The following is a 15,896-nucleotide window of genomic DNA, read 5'->3' as shown; positions in this document are numbered from 1 at the left end:
AGATGAAAGCTGTATCTCGCGTTCATATCACGCCACATATGCACTGGGACCGGGAGTGGTACTTCACCACCGAAGCGTCACGTATTCTTCTGGTCAATAATATGGAAGAGATCCTCACCCGTCTTGAGCAGGACGCAGAGTATAAATACTACGTTCTCGACGGCCAGACGGCGGTGCTGGAAGATTATTTTGCCGTGAAACCGGAAAACAGGCCACGCGTGAAGGCGCTGGTGGCGGCCGGGAAGCTGATTATCGGGCCGTGGTATACCCAGACGGACACCACCCTTGTCTCCGGCGAGTCGATTGTGCGCAATCTGATGTACGGCATGCGCGACTGTCTGGCCTTTGGCGAGCCGATGAAAATTGGCTATCTGCCGGACTCCTTCGGCATGTCTTCCCAGCTGCCACACATTTACAACGGTTTTGGCATCACGCGCACCATGTTCTGGCGCGGGTGTTCCGAGCGGCACGGTACCGATAAAACCGAATTTCTCTGGCAAAGCCAGGACGGCAGCGAAGTGACGGCACAGGTGCTGCCGCTGGGCTACGCGATTGGTAAGTACTTACCGGAGGATGAAGCCGGACTGCGCAAACGGCTCGACAACTACTTCGAGGTGCTCGAAAAAGCCTCCGTGACGAAAGAAATTTTGCTGCCTAACGGCCATGATCAGATGCCGCTCCAGCAGAACATATTTGCGGTGATGGATAAGCTGCGCAAAATCTATCCGCAGCGTCAGTTTGTGATGAGCCGCTTCGAGGAGGTGTTTGACCATATCGATGCGCACCGCGATGAACTGGCGACGCTGAAAGGGGAATTTATTGACGGTAAATATATGCGGGTGCACCGGACGATCGGCTCCACGCGGATGGACATCAAAATCGCCCACGCCCGGATAGAGAATAAAATCGTCAACGTCCTTGAGCCGCTGGCTACGCTTGCCTGGACGCTGGGCTTTGACTATCACCACGGCTTGCTGGAAAAAATGTGGAAAGAGATCCTCAAGAATCACGCCCACGACAGTATCGGCTGCTGCTGCAGCGATAAAGTGCATCGCGAGGTGATGTCACGCTTTGAGCTGGCGGAAGACATGGCTGATAACCTGACGTGCTTCTATATGCGCAAGATTGTCGACAACATGCCGCAGAGCGAGGAAGACAAACTGGTGATGTTTAACCTCACGCCCTGGCCGCGTGAGGAAGTGATTAACACCACGATACGTCTGCGCGCCAGCCAGTTCCGCCTGTTGGACGAAAAGGGAAATGAAATCCCTTATTATCTCCGCAGCGCGCGTGAGATAGACCCCGGGCTGATTGACCGGCAGATAGTGCATTACGGCAACTACGATCCCTTCATGGAGTTTGACATCCAGCTCAACCAGATCCTGCCATCTATGGGTTACCGCACGCTCTATATCGAGCCGCACGTGGCCGGCAAACTGCAGACGCCAGATAAATCGCCGGAGGCGTTACTGGAAAATGCTTTCTGGGAAGTAACGTTAAACGAGGACGGTACTTTGCGTCTGCTCGATAAAGCGTCCGGGCTTATCTATGACCGCGCGCTGGAAATTGAAGAGAGCTCGGATGACGGCGATGAGTACGACTACTCGCCTTCACGGGAAGAGTGGAGACTCTCTTCCGCGCAGGGCGAACATGAGGTTGAGGTGATCCACGAGGCCTGGCAGAGCAGGGCGGTGATCCGCCATCGAATGGCGGTGCCAGCGGATCTCGTTGAACGTTCTGCGCGTCAGCAGACGGGAACGCTTGAGGCAGAACTCACGGTCACGCTCAGCCATAACAGCCGACGTATCGACGTTGAGGCACGTCTCGGAAATCACGCGGATGACCACCGTGTGCGGGTGCTGATCCCGACACCATTCACCACAGAGACGGTCTTAGCCGATACCCAGTTTGGTTCGCTGACGCGCCCTGTACAGGATGAAGCGATGGCAGACTGGCAGGAGGAGGGATGGAAGGAAGCGCCGCTGCCGGTGTGGAATCTGCTCAACTACGCGGTGCTCCAGGAACGGCGTAACGGGATGGCGCTATTTACCGAAGGGTTGCGCGAATTTGAAGTAACAGGTGAGCGTCAAAACACGTTTGCCCTGACGTTGCTTCGCGGCGTCGGGTTGCTTGGGAAGGAAGACTTACTTCTGCGCCCTGGCAGACCGTCCGGGATCAAAATGCCGGTGCCTGATTCGCAGATGCGGGGCCAGTTAACCTGTCGCTTTAGCCTGTTCAGTTTTAATGGTACGCCCGTCAGTGCTGGCGTTGCGCAGCAGGCGAAGTCGTGGTTAACGCCAGTGCACTGTTATAACAAAATTCCGTGGGATGCGATGAAGCTTAACCGTGCCTCTTTCACCACACCCTGTAGCTATAGCCTGCTAACGCTGGCGCCTAACGGATGTGTACTCAGTGCGCTGAAAAAAGCGGAGGATCGTGACGAGATGATTCTTCGTCTGTACAACCCTTCGGAGACCCGCTCCTGTGACGTGGCTTTGTCTGTGAACCGTGAGGTCCAGGCCTGTTGCGAAACGGACATGAATGAGGTGTGCAAAGCGCAAGGGGAGGAGGGCTCAGCCATTACGGGGCCTTTCAGGCCAGGCCAGTCACGGACCTTCAGCATAAAAATTGAAAGGTAATCTCAAGAACAATATCAAGGCCGCATCCCCTGCGGCCTTTATTTCATCAAATAGTCACTAAAGGGTGTTAATTTTAAGATTAGCGAAGGTGAATGAAATGTAATCTTTTAGGCGGGTAGTAAAACGAAAGAAAAATACTGTGAAGCGGATAACATTATATGTTTCTCTCCCTGCAAAAAGGTCTTTTTTCACACGCGTTAATAAAAATCACAACTGTTTATATTATCTTCTGGCTTTTATAACCATTAATGCCTTTAAATATACATGTTATTAACAAGGTTTTTACTATCCATGTCACAAAGAAACATCATTAACAGTGCCGGCTGTTTTTGATTTAAATCAATGTTTAATCCTTGGAAAAAGGCTCCAAAAGGCGTTAAATTGTTCCCGATCAAAATGGCCGAAAAGTGGTAATTTTGCTATAAATTGATCGCCGTCGAAAAACGTAAATCTGTTCGAATAAAAACCTGTTTATTGTAAGGGTTTTGCAGCGTATTATATTTACGGGATCAATTTGGTTTTTTCTTAACGTATTTGTAACCTTTCATCATTGCTTTTTCCTCCTGTAGAGAATAAGCAACGAAGAAGGGAAGCAGATAACTTTGTATTGGGGCATGCGTGTGGATCCTTATCTAACGGGGTTCACTCTCGGAGTCTTCATGCGATGAGCAAGGAGTCATAATGTTAGACGTAGTCGAACTGTCGCGCTTACAGTTTGCCTTGACCGCGATGTACCACTTCCTTTTTGTGCCGCTGACGCTCGGTATGGCGTTCCTGCTGGCCATCATGGAAACGGTTTACGTCCTCTCCGGCAAACAGATTTATAAAGATATGACCAAGTTCTGGGGCAAGTTGTTTGGTATCAACTTTGCGCTGGGCGTGGCAACCGGTCTGACCATGGAGTTCCAGTTCGGGACAAACTGGTCTTACTATTCCCACTATGTAGGGGATATTTTCGGTGCGCCGCTGGCCATTGAAGGTCTGATGGCCTTCTTCCTCGAATCCACCTTTGTAGGTCTGTTCTTCTTCGGTTGGGACCGTCTGGGTAAAGTCCAGCATATGGCGGTAACCTGGCTGGTGGCATTAGGCTCCAACTTGTCCGCACTGTGGATCCTGGTGGCGAACGGCTGGATGCAAAACCCAATCGCCTCTGATTTCAACTTCGAAACCATGCGTATGGAGATGGTCAGCTTCGCTGAGCTAGTCCTGAACCCGGTTGCCCAGGTTAAATTCGTGCACACCGTGGCGTCTGGCTATGTGTGCGGCGCGATGTTCGTGCTGGGCATCAGCTCCTACTATATGCTGCGCGGCCGTGACTTCGCGTTCGCCAAGCGTTCTTTCGCTATCGCAGCAAGCTTCGGTATGGCCGCGATTCTGTCCGTTATTGTTCTGGGTGATGAATCCGGTTACGAAATGGGTGACGTGCAGAAAACCAAACTCGCCGCAATTGAAGCTGAATGGGAAACCCAGCCGGCACCGGCAGCGTTTACCCTGTTTGGCGTGCCTGACCAGGACGCGCAGGAAAACCGCTTCGCCATTCAAATTCCTTACGCTCTGGGTATTATCGCCACGCGCTCCGTCGACAAACAGGTGACTGGCCTGAAAGATCTGATGGTGCAGCATGAAGAGCGTATCCGTAACGGGATGAAAGCCTACTCGCTGCTGGAACAGCTGCGCGCCGGCTCTACCGACCAGGCCGTTCGCGATCAATTTAACGACGTGAAGAAAGACCTCGGTTACGGTCTGCTGCTGAAACGCTATACCCCGAACGTCTCCGACGCGACGGAAGCGCAGATTCAGATGGCAACCAAAGACTCTATTCCACGCGTTGCGCCGCTGTACTTCGCGTTCCGCATCATGGTGGGTTGCGGCATTATCATGCTGCTGATCATCGCGGCCTCGTTCTGGTCAGTCATTCGTAACCGTATCGGTGAGAAAAAATGGCTGCTGCGCACCGCGCTGTACGGTATCCCACTGCCATGGATTGCTATCGAGTCCGGCTGGTTTGTTGCGGAATATGGCCGTCAGCCATGGGCGATCGGTGAGGTGCTGCCAACAGCGGTAGCGAACTCCTCCCTGACCGCAGGCGACCTGATCTTCTCCATGCTGCTGATTTGCGGTCTGTACACCCTGTTCCTGGTGGCTGAACTGTTCCTGATGTTCAAGTTCGCGCGCCTTGGCCCAAGCAGCCTGAAAACCGGTCGCTACCACTACGAGCAGTCTGTTACGACTACTCAGCCGGCACGCTAAGACAGGAGTCATCAAATGATCGATTATGAAGTATTGCGTTTTATCTGGTGGCTGTTGATCGGCGTTCTGCTGATTGGTTTTGCGGTCACCGATGGTTTCGATATGGGCGTGGGCATGCTCACCCGTTTCCTCGGTCGTAATGACACCGAGCGTCGAATCATGATCAACTCCATCGCCCCGCACTGGGACGGTAACCAGGTGTGGCTGATCACCGCAGGCGGCGCGCTGTTCGCTGCCTGGCCGATGGTTTACGCGGCTGCGTTCTCCGGCTTCTATGTGGCGATGATTCTGGTGCTGGCCTCTTTATTCTTCCGTCCGGTGGGTTTCGACTACCGTTCCAAGATTGAAGACACCCGCTGGCGTAACATGTGGGACTGGGGCATCTTCATTGGTAGCTTCGTTCCACCGCTGGTCATTGGTGTGGCGTTCGGTAACCTGTTACAGGGCGTACCGTTCCACGTCGACGAATATATGCGTCTGTTCTACACCGGTAACTTCTTCCAGCTGCTGAATCCGTTTGGTCTGCTGGCTGGCGTGGTGAGCGTGGCGATGATCATCACCCAAGGCGCAACCTATCTCCAGATGCGTACCGTGGGTGAACTGCACCTGCGTTCCCGTGCGACCGCTCAGGTGGCGGCGCTGGTGACGCTGGTCTGCTTCGCGCTGGCAGGCGTGTGGGTCGTGTACGGTATTGATGGCTACGTGGTGACCTCCGCCATTAACCATACCGCACCGTCTAACCCGTTGACCAAAGAGGTGGCGCGTCAGGCTGGCGCATGGCTGGTGAACTTCAACAATATGCCTGCGCTGTGGGCTATCCCTGCTCTGGGTGTGCTGCTGCCACTGCTGACAGTGTTAATGTCTCGTCTGGAGAAAGGCGCTATGGCGTTCGTGTTCTCTTCCCTGACGCTGGCGTGCATTATCCTGACGGCAGGTATTGCTATGTTCCCATTCGTGATGCCATCCAGCACCATGATGAATGCTAGCCTGACCATGTGGGATGCAACGTCCAGCCAGTTGACGTTGAACCTGATGACGTACGTTGCTTGCGTGTTCGTGCCGATTATCCTGCTCTACACCGCCTGGTGTTACTGGAAAATGTTCGGTCGCATCACTAAAGAACATATCGAAAGCTACACCCACTCTATGTATTAAGTAAGGAGCTGAATATGTGGTATTTCGCATGGATTTTAGGGACGCTTCTTGCCTGTGCATTTGGTGTCATCACTGCCCTGGCGCTTGAGCATGTAGAAGCGTCTAAAGCAGGTGAAGATAAGCACTAATGAATATTATCGCAACGTTATATGCGGTAATGGACAAGCGCCCCCTGCGGGCGCTTTCCCTCATTATGGCATTACTGCTGGCGGGCTGTATCTTCTGGGACCCGTCGCGCTTCGCGGCTAAAACCAGCGAGCTTGAGATCTGGCACGGCTTCCTGATTATGTGGGCGGTGTGTGCAGGTGTGATTCACGGTGTCGGCTTTCGTCCGAAAGCGCTTCACTGGCAGGGCATCTTCTGCCCGCTGATTGCCGATCTGGTTCTTCTCGCCGGTTTGATTTTCTTCTTCTTCTGAATAAGAAATGTCCGTTAATGATATGGGCTTACCCGAGCCCATAAAAATTTACTCTCCGTTTACTTTCCCCCATTCCAAACCATCATTCCCGCGCGTATAGTAGCGAAGTTTGAAAGCTCCAACTTTTCTTGTATTACCGGGATGTAAAGTGAATACAACGCTGTTTCGATGGCCGGTACGTGTCTATTACGAAGATACCGATGCCGGTGGTGTGGTCTACCACGCCAGCTACGTTGCTTTTTATGAACGGGCACGCACAGAGATGCTGCGCCATCATCACTTTAGTCAACAGGTGCTGTTGGCTGAGCGAGTTGCCTTCGTGGTACGCAAGATGACGCTTGAGTATTTTGCGCCTGCCAGACTCGACGATATGCTCGAAGTCCAAACAGAAATTACATCAATGCGCGGAACTTCACTGGTTTTCACGCAGCGGATAGTCAATGCAGAGAACACGGTACTGAACTCAGCTGAAGTCCTGATTGTCTGTGTTGATCCAACCATAATGAAGCCTCGTGCGCTTCCTAAGTCTATTGTCGCGGAGTTTAAGCAGTGACTGACATGAATATCCTTGATTTGTTCCTGAAGGCAAGCCTTCTGGTTAAACTTATCATGTTGATTTTGATTGGTTTTTCAATCGCATCCTGGGCCATCATCATCCAGAGAACGCGTATCCTCAATGCCGCTGGCCGCGAAGCCGAAGCGTTTGAAGATAAGTTCTGGTCGGGTATAGAGCTTTCTCGTCTCTATCAGGAAAGCCAGGGACGCCGTGATAACCTTTCAGGCTCCGAACAAATTTTTTATAGTGGTTTCAAAGAGTTCGCTCGCTTACACCGTGCTAACAACCATGCGCCGGAAGCCGTGGTAGAAGGTGCGTCGCGTGCGATGCGCATTTCCATGAATCGCGAACTGGAAAATCTTGAAACGCATATTCCTTTCCTCGGTACCGTTGGCTCCATCAGCCCGTATATCGGCCTGTTTGGTACGGTGTGGGGGATCATGCACGCCTTTATCGCCCTGGGGGCGGTGAAGCAGGCAACCTTGCAGATGGTGGCACCGGGTATCGCAGAAGCACTGATCGCGACCGCAATCGGTCTGTTCGCGGCAATTCCGGCGGTAATGGCGTACAACCGTCTGAACCAGCGCGTGAATAAACTGGAACTGAACTACGACAACTTTATGGAAGAGTTCACCGCGATTCTGCATCGTCAGGCGTTTACCAGCACCGAGAGCAACAAGGGGTAAACCATGGCCAGATCGCGTGGACGAGGTCGTCGCGAGCTCAAGTCCGAAATCAATATCGTTCCGTTACTGGACGTGCTGCTGGTGCTGCTGCTGATCTTTATGGCGACAGCCCCCATCATCACCCAGAGCGTAGAAGTTGATCTGCCGGATGCGACAGAATCACAGGCGGTAAGCACCAATGACGATCCTCCGGTCATCATTGAGGTTTCCGGCGTAGGGCAGTACAGCGTGGTGGTCGAGAAGGATCGTATGGATCAGCTCCCCCCAGAGCAGGTTATTGCTGAAGCGCAACGACGCCTGGAGTCAAATCCGAAGACGGTCTTCTTAATCGGTGGTGCGAAAGACGTACCATATGATGAAATTATCAAAGCGCTGAACTTGCTACATAGCGCGGGCGTTAAGTCAGTTGGCTTAATGACTCAGCCTATTTGATCATCTGCGTAGTTTTTGGGAACCGATAGTGTCAAAGGCAACCGAACAGAACGACAAGCTTAAGCGAGCGATAATCGTCTCCGCAGTGCTGCACGTGATTCTTTTTGCAGCGCTGATCTGGAGTTCGTTCGATGAGCACATTGATGCATCGGGCGGTGGTGGAGGCTCATCCATCGACGCCGTCATGGTAGATCCCGGTGCGGTAGTGCAGAACTATAATCGTCAGCAACAGCAGCAGGCGAGCGCAAAACGCGCTGAAGAGCAGCGTGAAAAACAGGCGCAACAGCAGGCGGAAGAGCTGCGTGAAAAGCAGGCCGCCGAGCAGGAACGTTTGAAGCAGCTTGAGAAAGAGCGTTTGCAGGCGCAGGAAGCCGCGAAAGAGCAGGCGGAGCAGCAGAAACAGGCTGAAGCCGCAGCGAAGAAAGCGCAGGAACAGCAGAAGCAGGCGGAGGAGGCGGCAGCCAAAGCCGCAGCAGACGCTAAGGCGCAGGCAGATGCTCAGGCGAAAGTAGCTGCAGAAGCAGCGAAAAAAGCCGCTGCTGACGCGCAGAAGAAGGCCGAAGCAGAAGCCGCGAAGAAAGCCGCTGCTGATGCGAAGAAGAAAGCGGAAGCCGAAGCCGCGAAAAAAGCCGCTGCTGACGCACAGAAGAAAGCCGAAGCAGAAGCCGCGAAGAAAGCCGCCCAGGAAGCAGAGAAAAAAGCGGCCGCCGAAGCGGCGAAGAAAGCGGCTGCCGCTGAGAAAGCTGCGGCAGAAAAAGCCGCCGCTGCGGAAAAAGCCGCTGCTGATAAAAAAGCTGCAGCTGAGAAAGCCGCTGCCGATAAGAAAGCAGCAGCCGAAAAAGCCGCTGCTAAAAAGGCTGCTGCCGCTGAAAAAGCAGCCGCTGCTGCCGGTGTTGATGACCTGCTTGGCGACCTGAGTTCCGGTAAGAATGCACCGAAAACGGGCGGTGGGGCGAAAGGAAATGGACAGCCGTCAAAAGACAGCGGTACCTCCGGAGCCAACGGTGGGGCAACAGGTGCAGATATCAGTGCTTATGCCAAACAGATCCAGGTTGCGATTCAGAGCCGACTCTTTGATGCAGGCCTGTATCAGGGCAAGCAATGCGTACTGCACATCAATCTTGCGCCAGACGGCAGGTTGAAAAGCGTGACGTCTGAAGGGGGCGATCCTGCGCTCTGTCAGGCTGCGCTGGCCGCAGCCAGATCGGCGAACATTCCTAAACCGCCTAGCGAGGCTGTTTATGAAAGGATAAAAGATGCCAAACTGGACTTTAAGCTGTAATCAACTCTTCTAACGGAAGTATGAAAAACAGTCTATGGTCGTAAGCAGGATAAGTAGTTTTGTCTATTTGAGTTTGTTAACATTCTGCTAAATTATCGTGGGTAAGGTTACCCAGATAAGGGAGATATGATGAAGCAGGCATTACGTGTAGCAGTTAGTTTTTTAATGCTGTGGGCAGCTGTACTGCACGCAGAAGTACGTATCGAAATCACCCAAGGGGTGGACTCGGCGCGTCCGATTGGTGTCGTTCCGTTCCAGTGGGCAGGCCCGGGCGCTGCGCCTGAAGATATTGGCGGCATTGTTGCAGCTGACCTGCGTAACAGCGGTAAATTTAACCCCTTAGATCGTTCCCGCCTGCCTCAGCAGCCGGGTACTGCGCAGGACGTTCAGCCTGCTGCATGGTCTGCGCTGGGTATTGATGCGGTAGTTGTCGGTCAGGTTACGCCTGCACCAGACGGCGGCTATAACGTTGCGTATCAGCTGGTTGATACCGGCGGTGCGCCGGGTACCGTTCTGGCTCAGAACACGTATAAAGTGAACAAGCAGTGGCTGCGCTACGCTGGCCATACGGCGAGTGACGAAGTGTTTGAGAAGCTGACCGGTATTAAAGGTGCGTTCCGTACCCGTATCGCGTACGTGGTACAGACCAACGGCGGCCAGTTCCCTTATGAGCTGCGCGTCTCTGACTACGATGGTTACAACCAGTTCACCGTACACCGTTCACCGCAGCCGCTGATGTCTCCGGCATGGTCTCCGGACGGCTCTAAGCTGGCGTATGTCACCTTCGAAAGCGGCCGCTCCGCGCTGGTCATCCAGACGCTCTCTAACGGTGCTGTTCGTCAGGTTGCGTCATTCCCACGTCACAACGGTGCACCTGCGTTCTCTCCGGACGGTACCAAACTGGCGTTTGCCCTGTCTAAAACCGGTAGCCTGAACCTGTACGTAATGGATATTGGTTCTGGTCAGATCCGTCAGGTCACGGATGGTCGTAGCAATAACACTGAGCCAACCTGGTTCCCGGACAGCCAGAATCTGGCCTTTACGTCCGACCAGGCAGGTCGTCCACAAGTTTATAAAGTGAATATCAACGGCGGAGCAGCGCAGCGTATTACCTGGGAAGGTTCTCAGAACCAGGATGCTGACGTCAGTGCCGATGGTAAAACAATGGTAATGGTCAGCACTGCGGGTGGTCAGCAGCACATTGCCAAACAAGATCTGGTAACGGGAGGCGTACAAATACTGTCGTCAACGTTCCTGGATGAAACGCCAAGTCTGGCACCTAACGGCACCATGGTAATCTACAGCTCTTCTCAGGGGATGGGATCCGTGCTGAATCTGGTTTCTACAGATGGGCGTTTCAAAGCGCGTCTTCCGGCAACTGATGGACAGGTAAAATCACCTGCCTGGTCGCCGTATCTGTAATAATAATTAATTGATTACTAAAGGAATCTTAGAAATGCAACTGAACAAAGTGCTGAAGGGGCTGATGATCGCTCTGCCTGTTATGGCAATCGCAGCGTGTTCTTCTAACAAGAACGCAAGCAATGACCAGAGCGGCGAAGGCATGATGGGTGCCGGCACCGGTATGGACGCTAACGGCAATGGCAATATGTCTTCTGAAGAGCAAGCGCGTCTTCAGATGCAGCAGTTACAGCAGAACAACATCGTTTACTTCGATCTGGATAAATACGACATCCGTTCTGACTTCGCTGCGATGCTGGATGCGCACGCAAACTTCCTGCGTAGCAACCCGTCTTACAAAGTCACCGTAGAAGGTCACGCGGACGAACGTGGTACTCCGGAGTACAACATCTCCCTGGGTGAACGTCGTGCAAACGCTGTTAAAATGTATTTGCAGGGTAAAGGCGTTTCTGCTGACCAGATCTCCATCGTTTCTTACGGTAAAGAAAAACCAGCAGTACTGGGTCACGACGAAGCGGCTTACTCCAAAAACCGTCGTGCCGTACTCGTTTACTAAGAGAATTGCATGAGCAGTAACTTCAGACATCATCTGATGAGTCTGTCGTTACTGGTTGGAATAGCGGCCCCCTGGGCCGCTTTTGCTCAGGCACCAATCAGTAGTGTCGGCTCAGGCTCGGTAGAAGACCGGGTCACTCAACTCGAGCGTATCTCTAACGCTCACAGCCAGCTTTTAACTCAACTCCAGCAGCAGCTTTCTGACAACCAGAACGATATCGATTCCCTTCGTGGTCAGATCCAGGAGAGTCAGTATCAGCTTAATCAGGTTGTGGAACGCCAGAAGCAAATTTTGTTGCAGATGGATAGCCTGAACAGCGGCGGAGCAGCAGCACAGCCAGCAGCAGGCGATCAAAGCGGTGCGGCGACGCCTGCACCTGCGGCAGATGCCTCCGCGTCGTCAGGTGCGCCTGTACAGAGCGGTGACGCGAATACGGACTATAACGCGGCCATTGCCCTGGTACAGGACAAATCGCGCCAGGACGATGCTATCGTTGCGTTTCAGAACTTCGTTAAGAAGTACCCTGATTCTACTTACCAGCCAAATGCGAACTACTGGCTGGGTCAGTTGAATTACAACAAGGGTAAAAAGGATGATGCGGCGTTTTATTTTGCCTCTGTGGTGAAAAATTACCCGAAATCACCGAAAGCACCTGATGCGATGTATAAAGTCGGCGTGATCATGCAGGACAAAGGCGACACTGCAAAAGCCAAAGCGGTTTATCAGCAGGTGGTTGCGAAATTCCCGGGTACAGACGGCGCCAAACAAGCGCAAAAACGTTTGAGTTCGATGGGTTGATTATCGCATGACCAGAAATCGCGTTATTTCTGGTCGTGCAGCATGATTCCTAAGCAGTTAAGTGATCTTCATCGAAATTTTTGTTGCGCAGAATTCTTAAATCAGTAATATATGCCGCCGTTGCCACGGGATATCAAACAACGTGAAAGCAGCGCAAAAGTGGGTCGTTAGCTCAGTTGGTAGAGCAGTTGACTTTTAATCAATTGGTCGCAGGTTCGAATCCTGCACGACCCACCACTTAAAGCAGTTCCGGCAGTACAGAGTGGGTGATTAGCTCAGTTGGTAGAGCATCTCCTTTACACGGAGGGGGTCGGCGGTTCGAGCCCGTCATCACCCACCACTCGGGTCGTTAGCTCAGTTGGTAGAGCAGTTGACTTTTAATCAATTGGTCGCAGGTTCGAATCCTGCACGACCCACCAATTTTATTGGTTCCGAGTGATAATTCAGGCAACACCCGAATGGGTCGTTAGCTCAGTTGGTAGAGCAGTTGACTTTTAATCAATTGGTCGCAGGTTCGAATCCTGCACGACCCACCAGCCTGAATAGATTTGAAGTACATCCCGTAAGGGGTCGTTAGCTCAGTTGGTAGAGCAGTTGACTTTTAATCAATTGGTCGCAGGTTCGAATCCTGCACGACCCACCAATTTTAATGTCTTACTCAGATATTACACGTGAAGGATAACGTTGCTTTAGCAACGGCCCGAAGGGCGAGGCGAAGCCGAGTCATCCTGCACGACCCACCAGTGTTGAAAGGCGCCCTAAAGGCGCCTTTTTGCTATCTGTCGTTCGCCAGTGCCTTGTAAGTCGGGTAAGGCGAAGCCGCCGCCCGACAGATGCTACCGGCATCAATTCCCGATGACATTCCCCCTCAAATTCGCTATCTTGTTTAGTATATAAAACACCATTGCCTCATTTTTGTTATCTCATGCAAAACAAAGGCAATATTGTTAAGCCAGTAAAACGAGAAGCCATAATGAGTGTGATGTTTGATCCCGAAACCGCAATCTATCCCTTCCCGCCGAAGCCAGCTCCGCTAAGCCGGGATGAGAAGCAGTTCTATCGTGAAAAAATCAAGCGCCTCCTTAAAGAGCGTGATGCGGTGATGGTGGCGCATTACTACACCGACCCGGAAATTCAGCAGCTGGCGGAAGAGACGGGCGGCTGTATCTCAGACTCCCTGGAGATGGCGCGTTTCGGTGCTAAGCATTCAGCCTCCACGCTGCTGGTCGCGGGGGTTCGTTTTATGGGTGAAACGGCAAAAATCCTCAGCCCGGAAAAAACGATTCTGATGCCTACGCTGAATGCCGAATGTTCTCTTGACCTCGGTTGCCCGATTGATGAGTTCACCGCCTTCTGTGATGCCCACCCTGACCGTACCGTGGTGGTCTATGCCAATACGTCTGCGGCGGTGAAAGCCCGGGCAGACTGGGTAGTAACGTCCAGTATCGCCGTTGAGCTGATTGAACATCTGGACAGCCTGGGGGAGAAAATCATCTGGGCGCCCGATCGTCACCTGGGAAACTACGTACAAAAACAGACCGGTGCGGATGTACTGTGCTGGCAGGGCGCCTGTATCGTTCACGACGAGTTTAAGACCCAGGCACTGACCAGGATGAAACGCTTATACCCGCAGGCCGCAATTCTGGTGCATCCGGAGTCGCCGCAGTCGATTGTTGAGATGGCGGACGCCGTCGGCTCAACCAGCCAGTTGATAAACGCGGCAAAAACCCTGCCGCATAAGCAGCTCATCGTGGCGACCGATCGCGGTATCTTCTATAAAATGCAGCAGGCCGTACCAGAAAAAGAGCTGCTCGAAGCGCCAACCGCCGGAGAAGGGGCGACCTGTCGAAGCTGCGCGCACTGCCCGTGGATGGCGATGAATGGGCTTAAGGCGATTGCGGAGGGGCTGGAAAACGGGGGCGCAGCGCATGAGATCCACGTAGACGCCGCCCTGCGCGAAGGCGCGTTAATTCCGCTTAACCGTATGCTGGATTTTGCGGCTACACTACGTACTTAACTTATTACGCCCCGGAGAAAAAATGGATTTTTTTAGCACACAGAACATCCTGGTTCATATCCCGATTGGTGCGGGCGGCTATGACCTGTCGTGGATTGAAGCGGTAGGTACGCTGGCCGGTTTACTCTGTATCTGGCTGGCCAGCCTTGAGAAGATCAGTAACTATGCGTTCGGGCTGATAAACGTCACGCTGTTTGCGATCATCTTCTTCCAGATCCAGCTCTACGCCAGCCTGCTTCTGCAGCTGTTCTTCTTCGCGGCCAATATCTATGGCTGGTACGCCTGGTCGCGGCAAAACAGTCAGCAGGAGGCGGAGCTGCAAATCCGCTGGCTGCCGTTGCCAAAAGCCTTTGCCTGGCTCGCGGCCTGCGTGGTGGCAATCGGCTTTATGACCATCTTTATTGACCCGGTATTTGCCTTCCTGACGCGCGTGGCGGTCTCGGTCATGTCGGGTCTGGGATTAAACGTGACGATGCCTGAGCTTCAGCCTGATGCCTTCCCGTTCTGGGATTCCTGCATGATGGTGCTTTCGATTGCCGCAATGATCCTGATGACCCGTAAATACGTTGAAAACTGGCTGCTGTGGGTGGTCATCAACGTGATTAGCGTGGTGATTTTTGCCCGTCAGGGCGTTTATGCCATGTCGTTGGAGTATATGCTGCTGACCGTCATTGCCCTGAACGGTAGCCGCATGTGGATCAACAGCGCGCGTGAGCGTGGCTCTCGCGCGCTTTCCCGCTAATGGTGATGCTCGTGTGAGTGGCCGGACTGCGCCTCGTTCAGGTGACAGTCTGGCCCGTTACAAGGCTGATACTCCATCTGGATGGTGGAGTGCGCAATTTCGTAGTGATGCTCAAGGAAGTGCCGAATACGTTCAAGCAACGCATCGTGATCGTGGGGCGGAATAACCTGAACGTGCAGCGTCATAAGCGGTTTCTCACCCACCAGCCAGACGTGAACGTGGTGAACGTTACGGACTTCAGGAATGGAACGACACAGATTGCGTTTTAGCTCGCCAATATCCAGCGACGTGGGAGCGCCTTCCAGCAGTTCATTCACGCTCTCTTTCAACAGCCGCCAGGCACTGCGTAATACAAGGCACGATACCAGCACGGAAAGAATCGGGTCGATGGGGGTCCAGCCCGTACCCATAATGATCAGCGCGGCGACGATGGCACCTACGGAACCCAGCAGATCGCCCAGCACGTGAAGCGCCGCGGCCCGTACGTTCAGATTTTTTTCGCTGCTGCCGCGGTGCAATATCCAGAATGCCAGAATATTGGCGACCAACCCGGCAATAGCAATCACCATCATCGTCGTTCCGGCTACCGGTTGTGGATGACGAAAGCGCTGAAACGCCTCCCAGACGATAAGAATGGTAATAACCACCAGTGCAATCGCATTCACGAACGCAGCAAGTGTGGTCAGTCTGAGCCAGCCAAAGGTGTGGCGGGCATTGGGAGGGCGACGGGCAAACTGCACGGCCAGCAGAGCAAACAGGAGCGCGGCAGCGTCGGTCAGCATATGCCCGGCATCGGCCAGCAGCGCCAGCGATCCGGAGATCAGTCCGCCTGTCACCTCAATAATCATAAAGGTGGCAGTGACGCCAAAAGCCAGCAGAAGCCGTTTGGCATTTTCATCGCCAGTGGAGTGGGAATGGGAGTGGGAGTGCGCCATGGTATCGT

The 15,896-nt window shown here is 53.2% G+C and carries 15 protein-coding genes and 5 tRNA genes; 19 read left to right on the top strand and 1 reads right to left on the bottom strand.

Features of this window, described 5'->3' with window-relative positions; genetic code table 11:
- The first annotated feature begins 2 nt into the window (after window positions 1-2).
- The 19 genes from mngB (at window position 3) to pnuC (ending at window position 14,953) form a co-directional block, all read left to right on the top strand.
- On the top strand, window positions 3-2,639 hold the full coding sequence (gene mngB / locus AC4OVS_RS15790; RefSeq protein ID WP_320678668.1) for a mannosylglycerate hydrolase: 2,637 nt from the start codon (window positions 3-5) through the stop codon (window positions 2,637-2,639).
- 681 nt (window positions 2,640-3,320) lie between these two features.
- Complete coding sequence (cydA, locus tag AC4OVS_RS15785) at window positions 3,321-4,889, top strand: cytochrome ubiquinol oxidase subunit I (protein WP_023299615.1); 1,569 nt, start codon at window positions 3,321-3,323, stop codon at window positions 4,887-4,889.
- A gap of 15 nt (window positions 4,890-4,904) precedes the next feature.
- Window positions 4,905-6,044 (top strand): cytochrome d ubiquinol oxidase subunit II, encoded by a 1,140-nt coding sequence (cydB, locus tag AC4OVS_RS15780; protein WP_491922555.1) that lies wholly within the window; start codon window positions 4,905-4,907, stop codon window positions 6,042-6,044.
- Between the two features lie 14 nt (window positions 6,045-6,058).
- Complete coding sequence (cydX, locus tag AC4OVS_RS15775) at window positions 6,059-6,172, top strand: cytochrome bd-I oxidase subunit CydX (protein ID WP_014169181.1); 114 nt, start codon at window positions 6,059-6,061, stop codon at window positions 6,170-6,172.
- Complete coding sequence (ybgE, locus tag AC4OVS_RS15770) at window positions 6,172-6,462, top strand: cyd operon protein YbgE (protein WP_003858596.1); 291 nt, start codon at window positions 6,172-6,174, stop codon at window positions 6,460-6,462. Before cydX ends, ybgE begins: the two co-directional genes overlap by 1 nt.
- Before the next feature lie 148 nt (window positions 6,463-6,610).
- Window positions 6,611-7,015 (top strand): tol-pal system-associated acyl-CoA thioesterase, encoded by a 405-nt coding sequence (gene ybgC / locus AC4OVS_RS15765; RefSeq protein WP_003858593.1) that lies wholly within the window; start codon window positions 6,611-6,613, stop codon window positions 7,013-7,015.
- On the top strand, window positions 7,012-7,704 hold the full coding sequence (tolQ, locus tag AC4OVS_RS15760) for a Tol-Pal system protein TolQ (RefSeq protein ID WP_022647470.1): 693 nt from the start codon (window positions 7,012-7,014) through the stop codon (window positions 7,702-7,704). Before ybgC ends, tolQ begins: the two co-directional genes overlap by 4 nt.
- 3 nt (window positions 7,705-7,707) lie before the next feature.
- Window positions 7,708-8,136, top strand: a complete 429-nt coding sequence (gene tolR / locus AC4OVS_RS15755) for a colicin uptake protein TolR (protein ID WP_003858589.1) — start codon at window positions 7,708-7,710, stop codon at window positions 8,134-8,136.
- A 28-nt stretch (window positions 8,137-8,164) separates the two neighbouring features.
- Window positions 8,165-9,418, top strand: a complete 1,254-nt coding sequence (gene tolA / locus AC4OVS_RS15750; RefSeq protein WP_023299616.1) for a cell envelope integrity protein TolA — start codon at window positions 8,165-8,167, stop codon at window positions 9,416-9,418.
- A 129-nt stretch (window positions 9,419-9,547) separates the two neighbouring features.
- On the top strand, window positions 9,548-10,840 hold the full coding sequence (gene tolB / locus AC4OVS_RS15745) for a Tol-Pal system beta propeller repeat protein TolB (protein ID WP_022647472.1): 1,293 nt from the start codon (window positions 9,548-9,550) through the stop codon (window positions 10,838-10,840).
- 34 nt (window positions 10,841-10,874) lie between these two features.
- Window positions 10,875-11,396, top strand: coding sequence for a peptidoglycan-associated lipoprotein Pal (gene pal, locus AC4OVS_RS15740; RefSeq protein ID WP_003858578.1), 522 nt, complete (start codon window positions 10,875-10,877; stop codon window positions 11,394-11,396).
- A 9-nt stretch (window positions 11,397-11,405) separates the two neighbouring features.
- Window positions 11,406-12,194 carry a cell division protein CpoB gene (gene cpoB / locus AC4OVS_RS15735; protein WP_003858574.1) on the top strand — a complete coding sequence of 263 codons (789 nt, stop codon included), beginning with the start codon at window positions 11,406-11,408 and terminating at the stop codon, window positions 12,192-12,194.
- Window positions 12,195-12,355: 161 nt separating this feature from the next.
- A tRNA-Lys gene (locus AC4OVS_RS15730) sits at window positions 12,356-12,431 on the top strand.
- 27 nt (window positions 12,432-12,458) lie between these two features.
- Window positions 12,459-12,534: transfer RNA gene (locus tag AC4OVS_RS15725), tRNA-Val, on the top strand.
- 3 nt (window positions 12,535-12,537) lie between these two features.
- Window positions 12,538-12,613 (top strand) — tRNA-Lys (locus AC4OVS_RS15720).
- 41 nt (window positions 12,614-12,654) lie between these two features.
- Window positions 12,655-12,730 (top strand) — tRNA-Lys (locus AC4OVS_RS15715).
- 31 nt (window positions 12,731-12,761) lie between these two features.
- Window positions 12,762-12,837 (top strand) — tRNA-Lys (locus AC4OVS_RS15710).
- A 330-nt stretch (window positions 12,838-13,167) separates the two neighbouring features.
- The gene (gene nadA, locus AC4OVS_RS15705) at window positions 13,168-14,211 is read left to right on the top strand and encodes a quinolinate synthase NadA (protein WP_126314717.1); all 1,044 of its coding nucleotides are present in this window, start codon (window positions 13,168-13,170) and stop codon (window positions 14,209-14,211) included.
- A gap of 22 nt (window positions 14,212-14,233) precedes the next feature.
- On the top strand, window positions 14,234-14,953 hold the full coding sequence (gene pnuC, locus AC4OVS_RS15700; protein WP_479426546.1) for a nicotinamide riboside transporter PnuC: 720 nt from the start codon (window positions 14,234-14,236) through the stop codon (window positions 14,951-14,953).
- Here pnuC and zitB read toward each other — a convergent pair.
- The gene (zitB, locus tag AC4OVS_RS15695; protein WP_022647476.1) at window positions 14,950-15,888 is read right to left on the bottom strand and encodes a CDF family zinc transporter ZitB; all 939 of its coding nucleotides are present in this window, start codon (window positions 15,886-15,888) and stop codon (window positions 14,950-14,952) included. The two genes, pnuC and zitB, sit on opposite strands and share 4 nt — an antisense overlap.
- Window positions 15,889-15,896: the final 8 nt, after the last annotated feature.

The sequence above is a fragment of the Enterobacter sp. 4974935 genome (assembly GCF_058661735.1).
This window is presented reverse-complemented; position numbering and strand designations above follow the sequence as displayed.

Excerpts from the sequence above, each read along its gene's own strand:
- pnuC (WP_479426546.1), top strand. The coding sequence starts at position 14,234 with ATGGATTTTTTTAGCACACAGAACATCCTGGTTCATATCCCGATTGGT.
- mngB (WP_320678668.1), top strand. The coding sequence starts at position 3 with ATGAAAGCTGTATCTCGCGTTCATATCACGCCACATATGCACTGGGAC.
- tolB (WP_022647472.1), top strand. The coding sequence starts at position 9,548 with ATGAAGCAGGCATTACGTGTAGCAGTTAGTTTTTTAATGCTGTGGGCA.
- nadA (WP_126314717.1), top strand. The coding sequence starts at position 13,168 with ATGAGTGTGATGTTTGATCCCGAAACCGCAATCTATCCCTTCCCGCCG.
- tolR (WP_003858589.1), top strand. The coding sequence starts at position 7,708 with ATGGCCAGATCGCGTGGACGAGGTCGTCGCGAGCTCAAGTCCGAAATC.
- zitB (WP_022647476.1), bottom strand. The coding sequence starts at position 15,888 with ATGGCGCACTCCCACTCCCATTCCCACTCCACTGGCGATGAAAATGCC.
- ybgE (WP_003858596.1), top strand. The coding sequence starts at position 6,172 with ATGAATATTATCGCAACGTTATATGCGGTAATGGACAAGCGCCCCCTG.
- cpoB (WP_003858574.1), top strand. The coding sequence starts at position 11,406 with ATGAGCAGTAACTTCAGACATCATCTGATGAGTCTGTCGTTACTGGTT.
- cydA (WP_023299615.1), top strand. The coding sequence starts at position 3,321 with ATGTTAGACGTAGTCGAACTGTCGCGCTTACAGTTTGCCTTGACCGCG.
- cydB (WP_491922555.1), top strand. The coding sequence starts at position 4,905 with ATGATCGATTATGAAGTATTGCGTTTTATCTGGTGGCTGTTGATCGGC.
- cydX (WP_014169181.1), top strand. The coding sequence starts at position 6,059 with ATGTGGTATTTCGCATGGATTTTAGGGACGCTTCTTGCCTGTGCATTT.
- pal (WP_003858578.1), top strand. The coding sequence starts at position 10,875 with ATGCAACTGAACAAAGTGCTGAAGGGGCTGATGATCGCTCTGCCTGTT.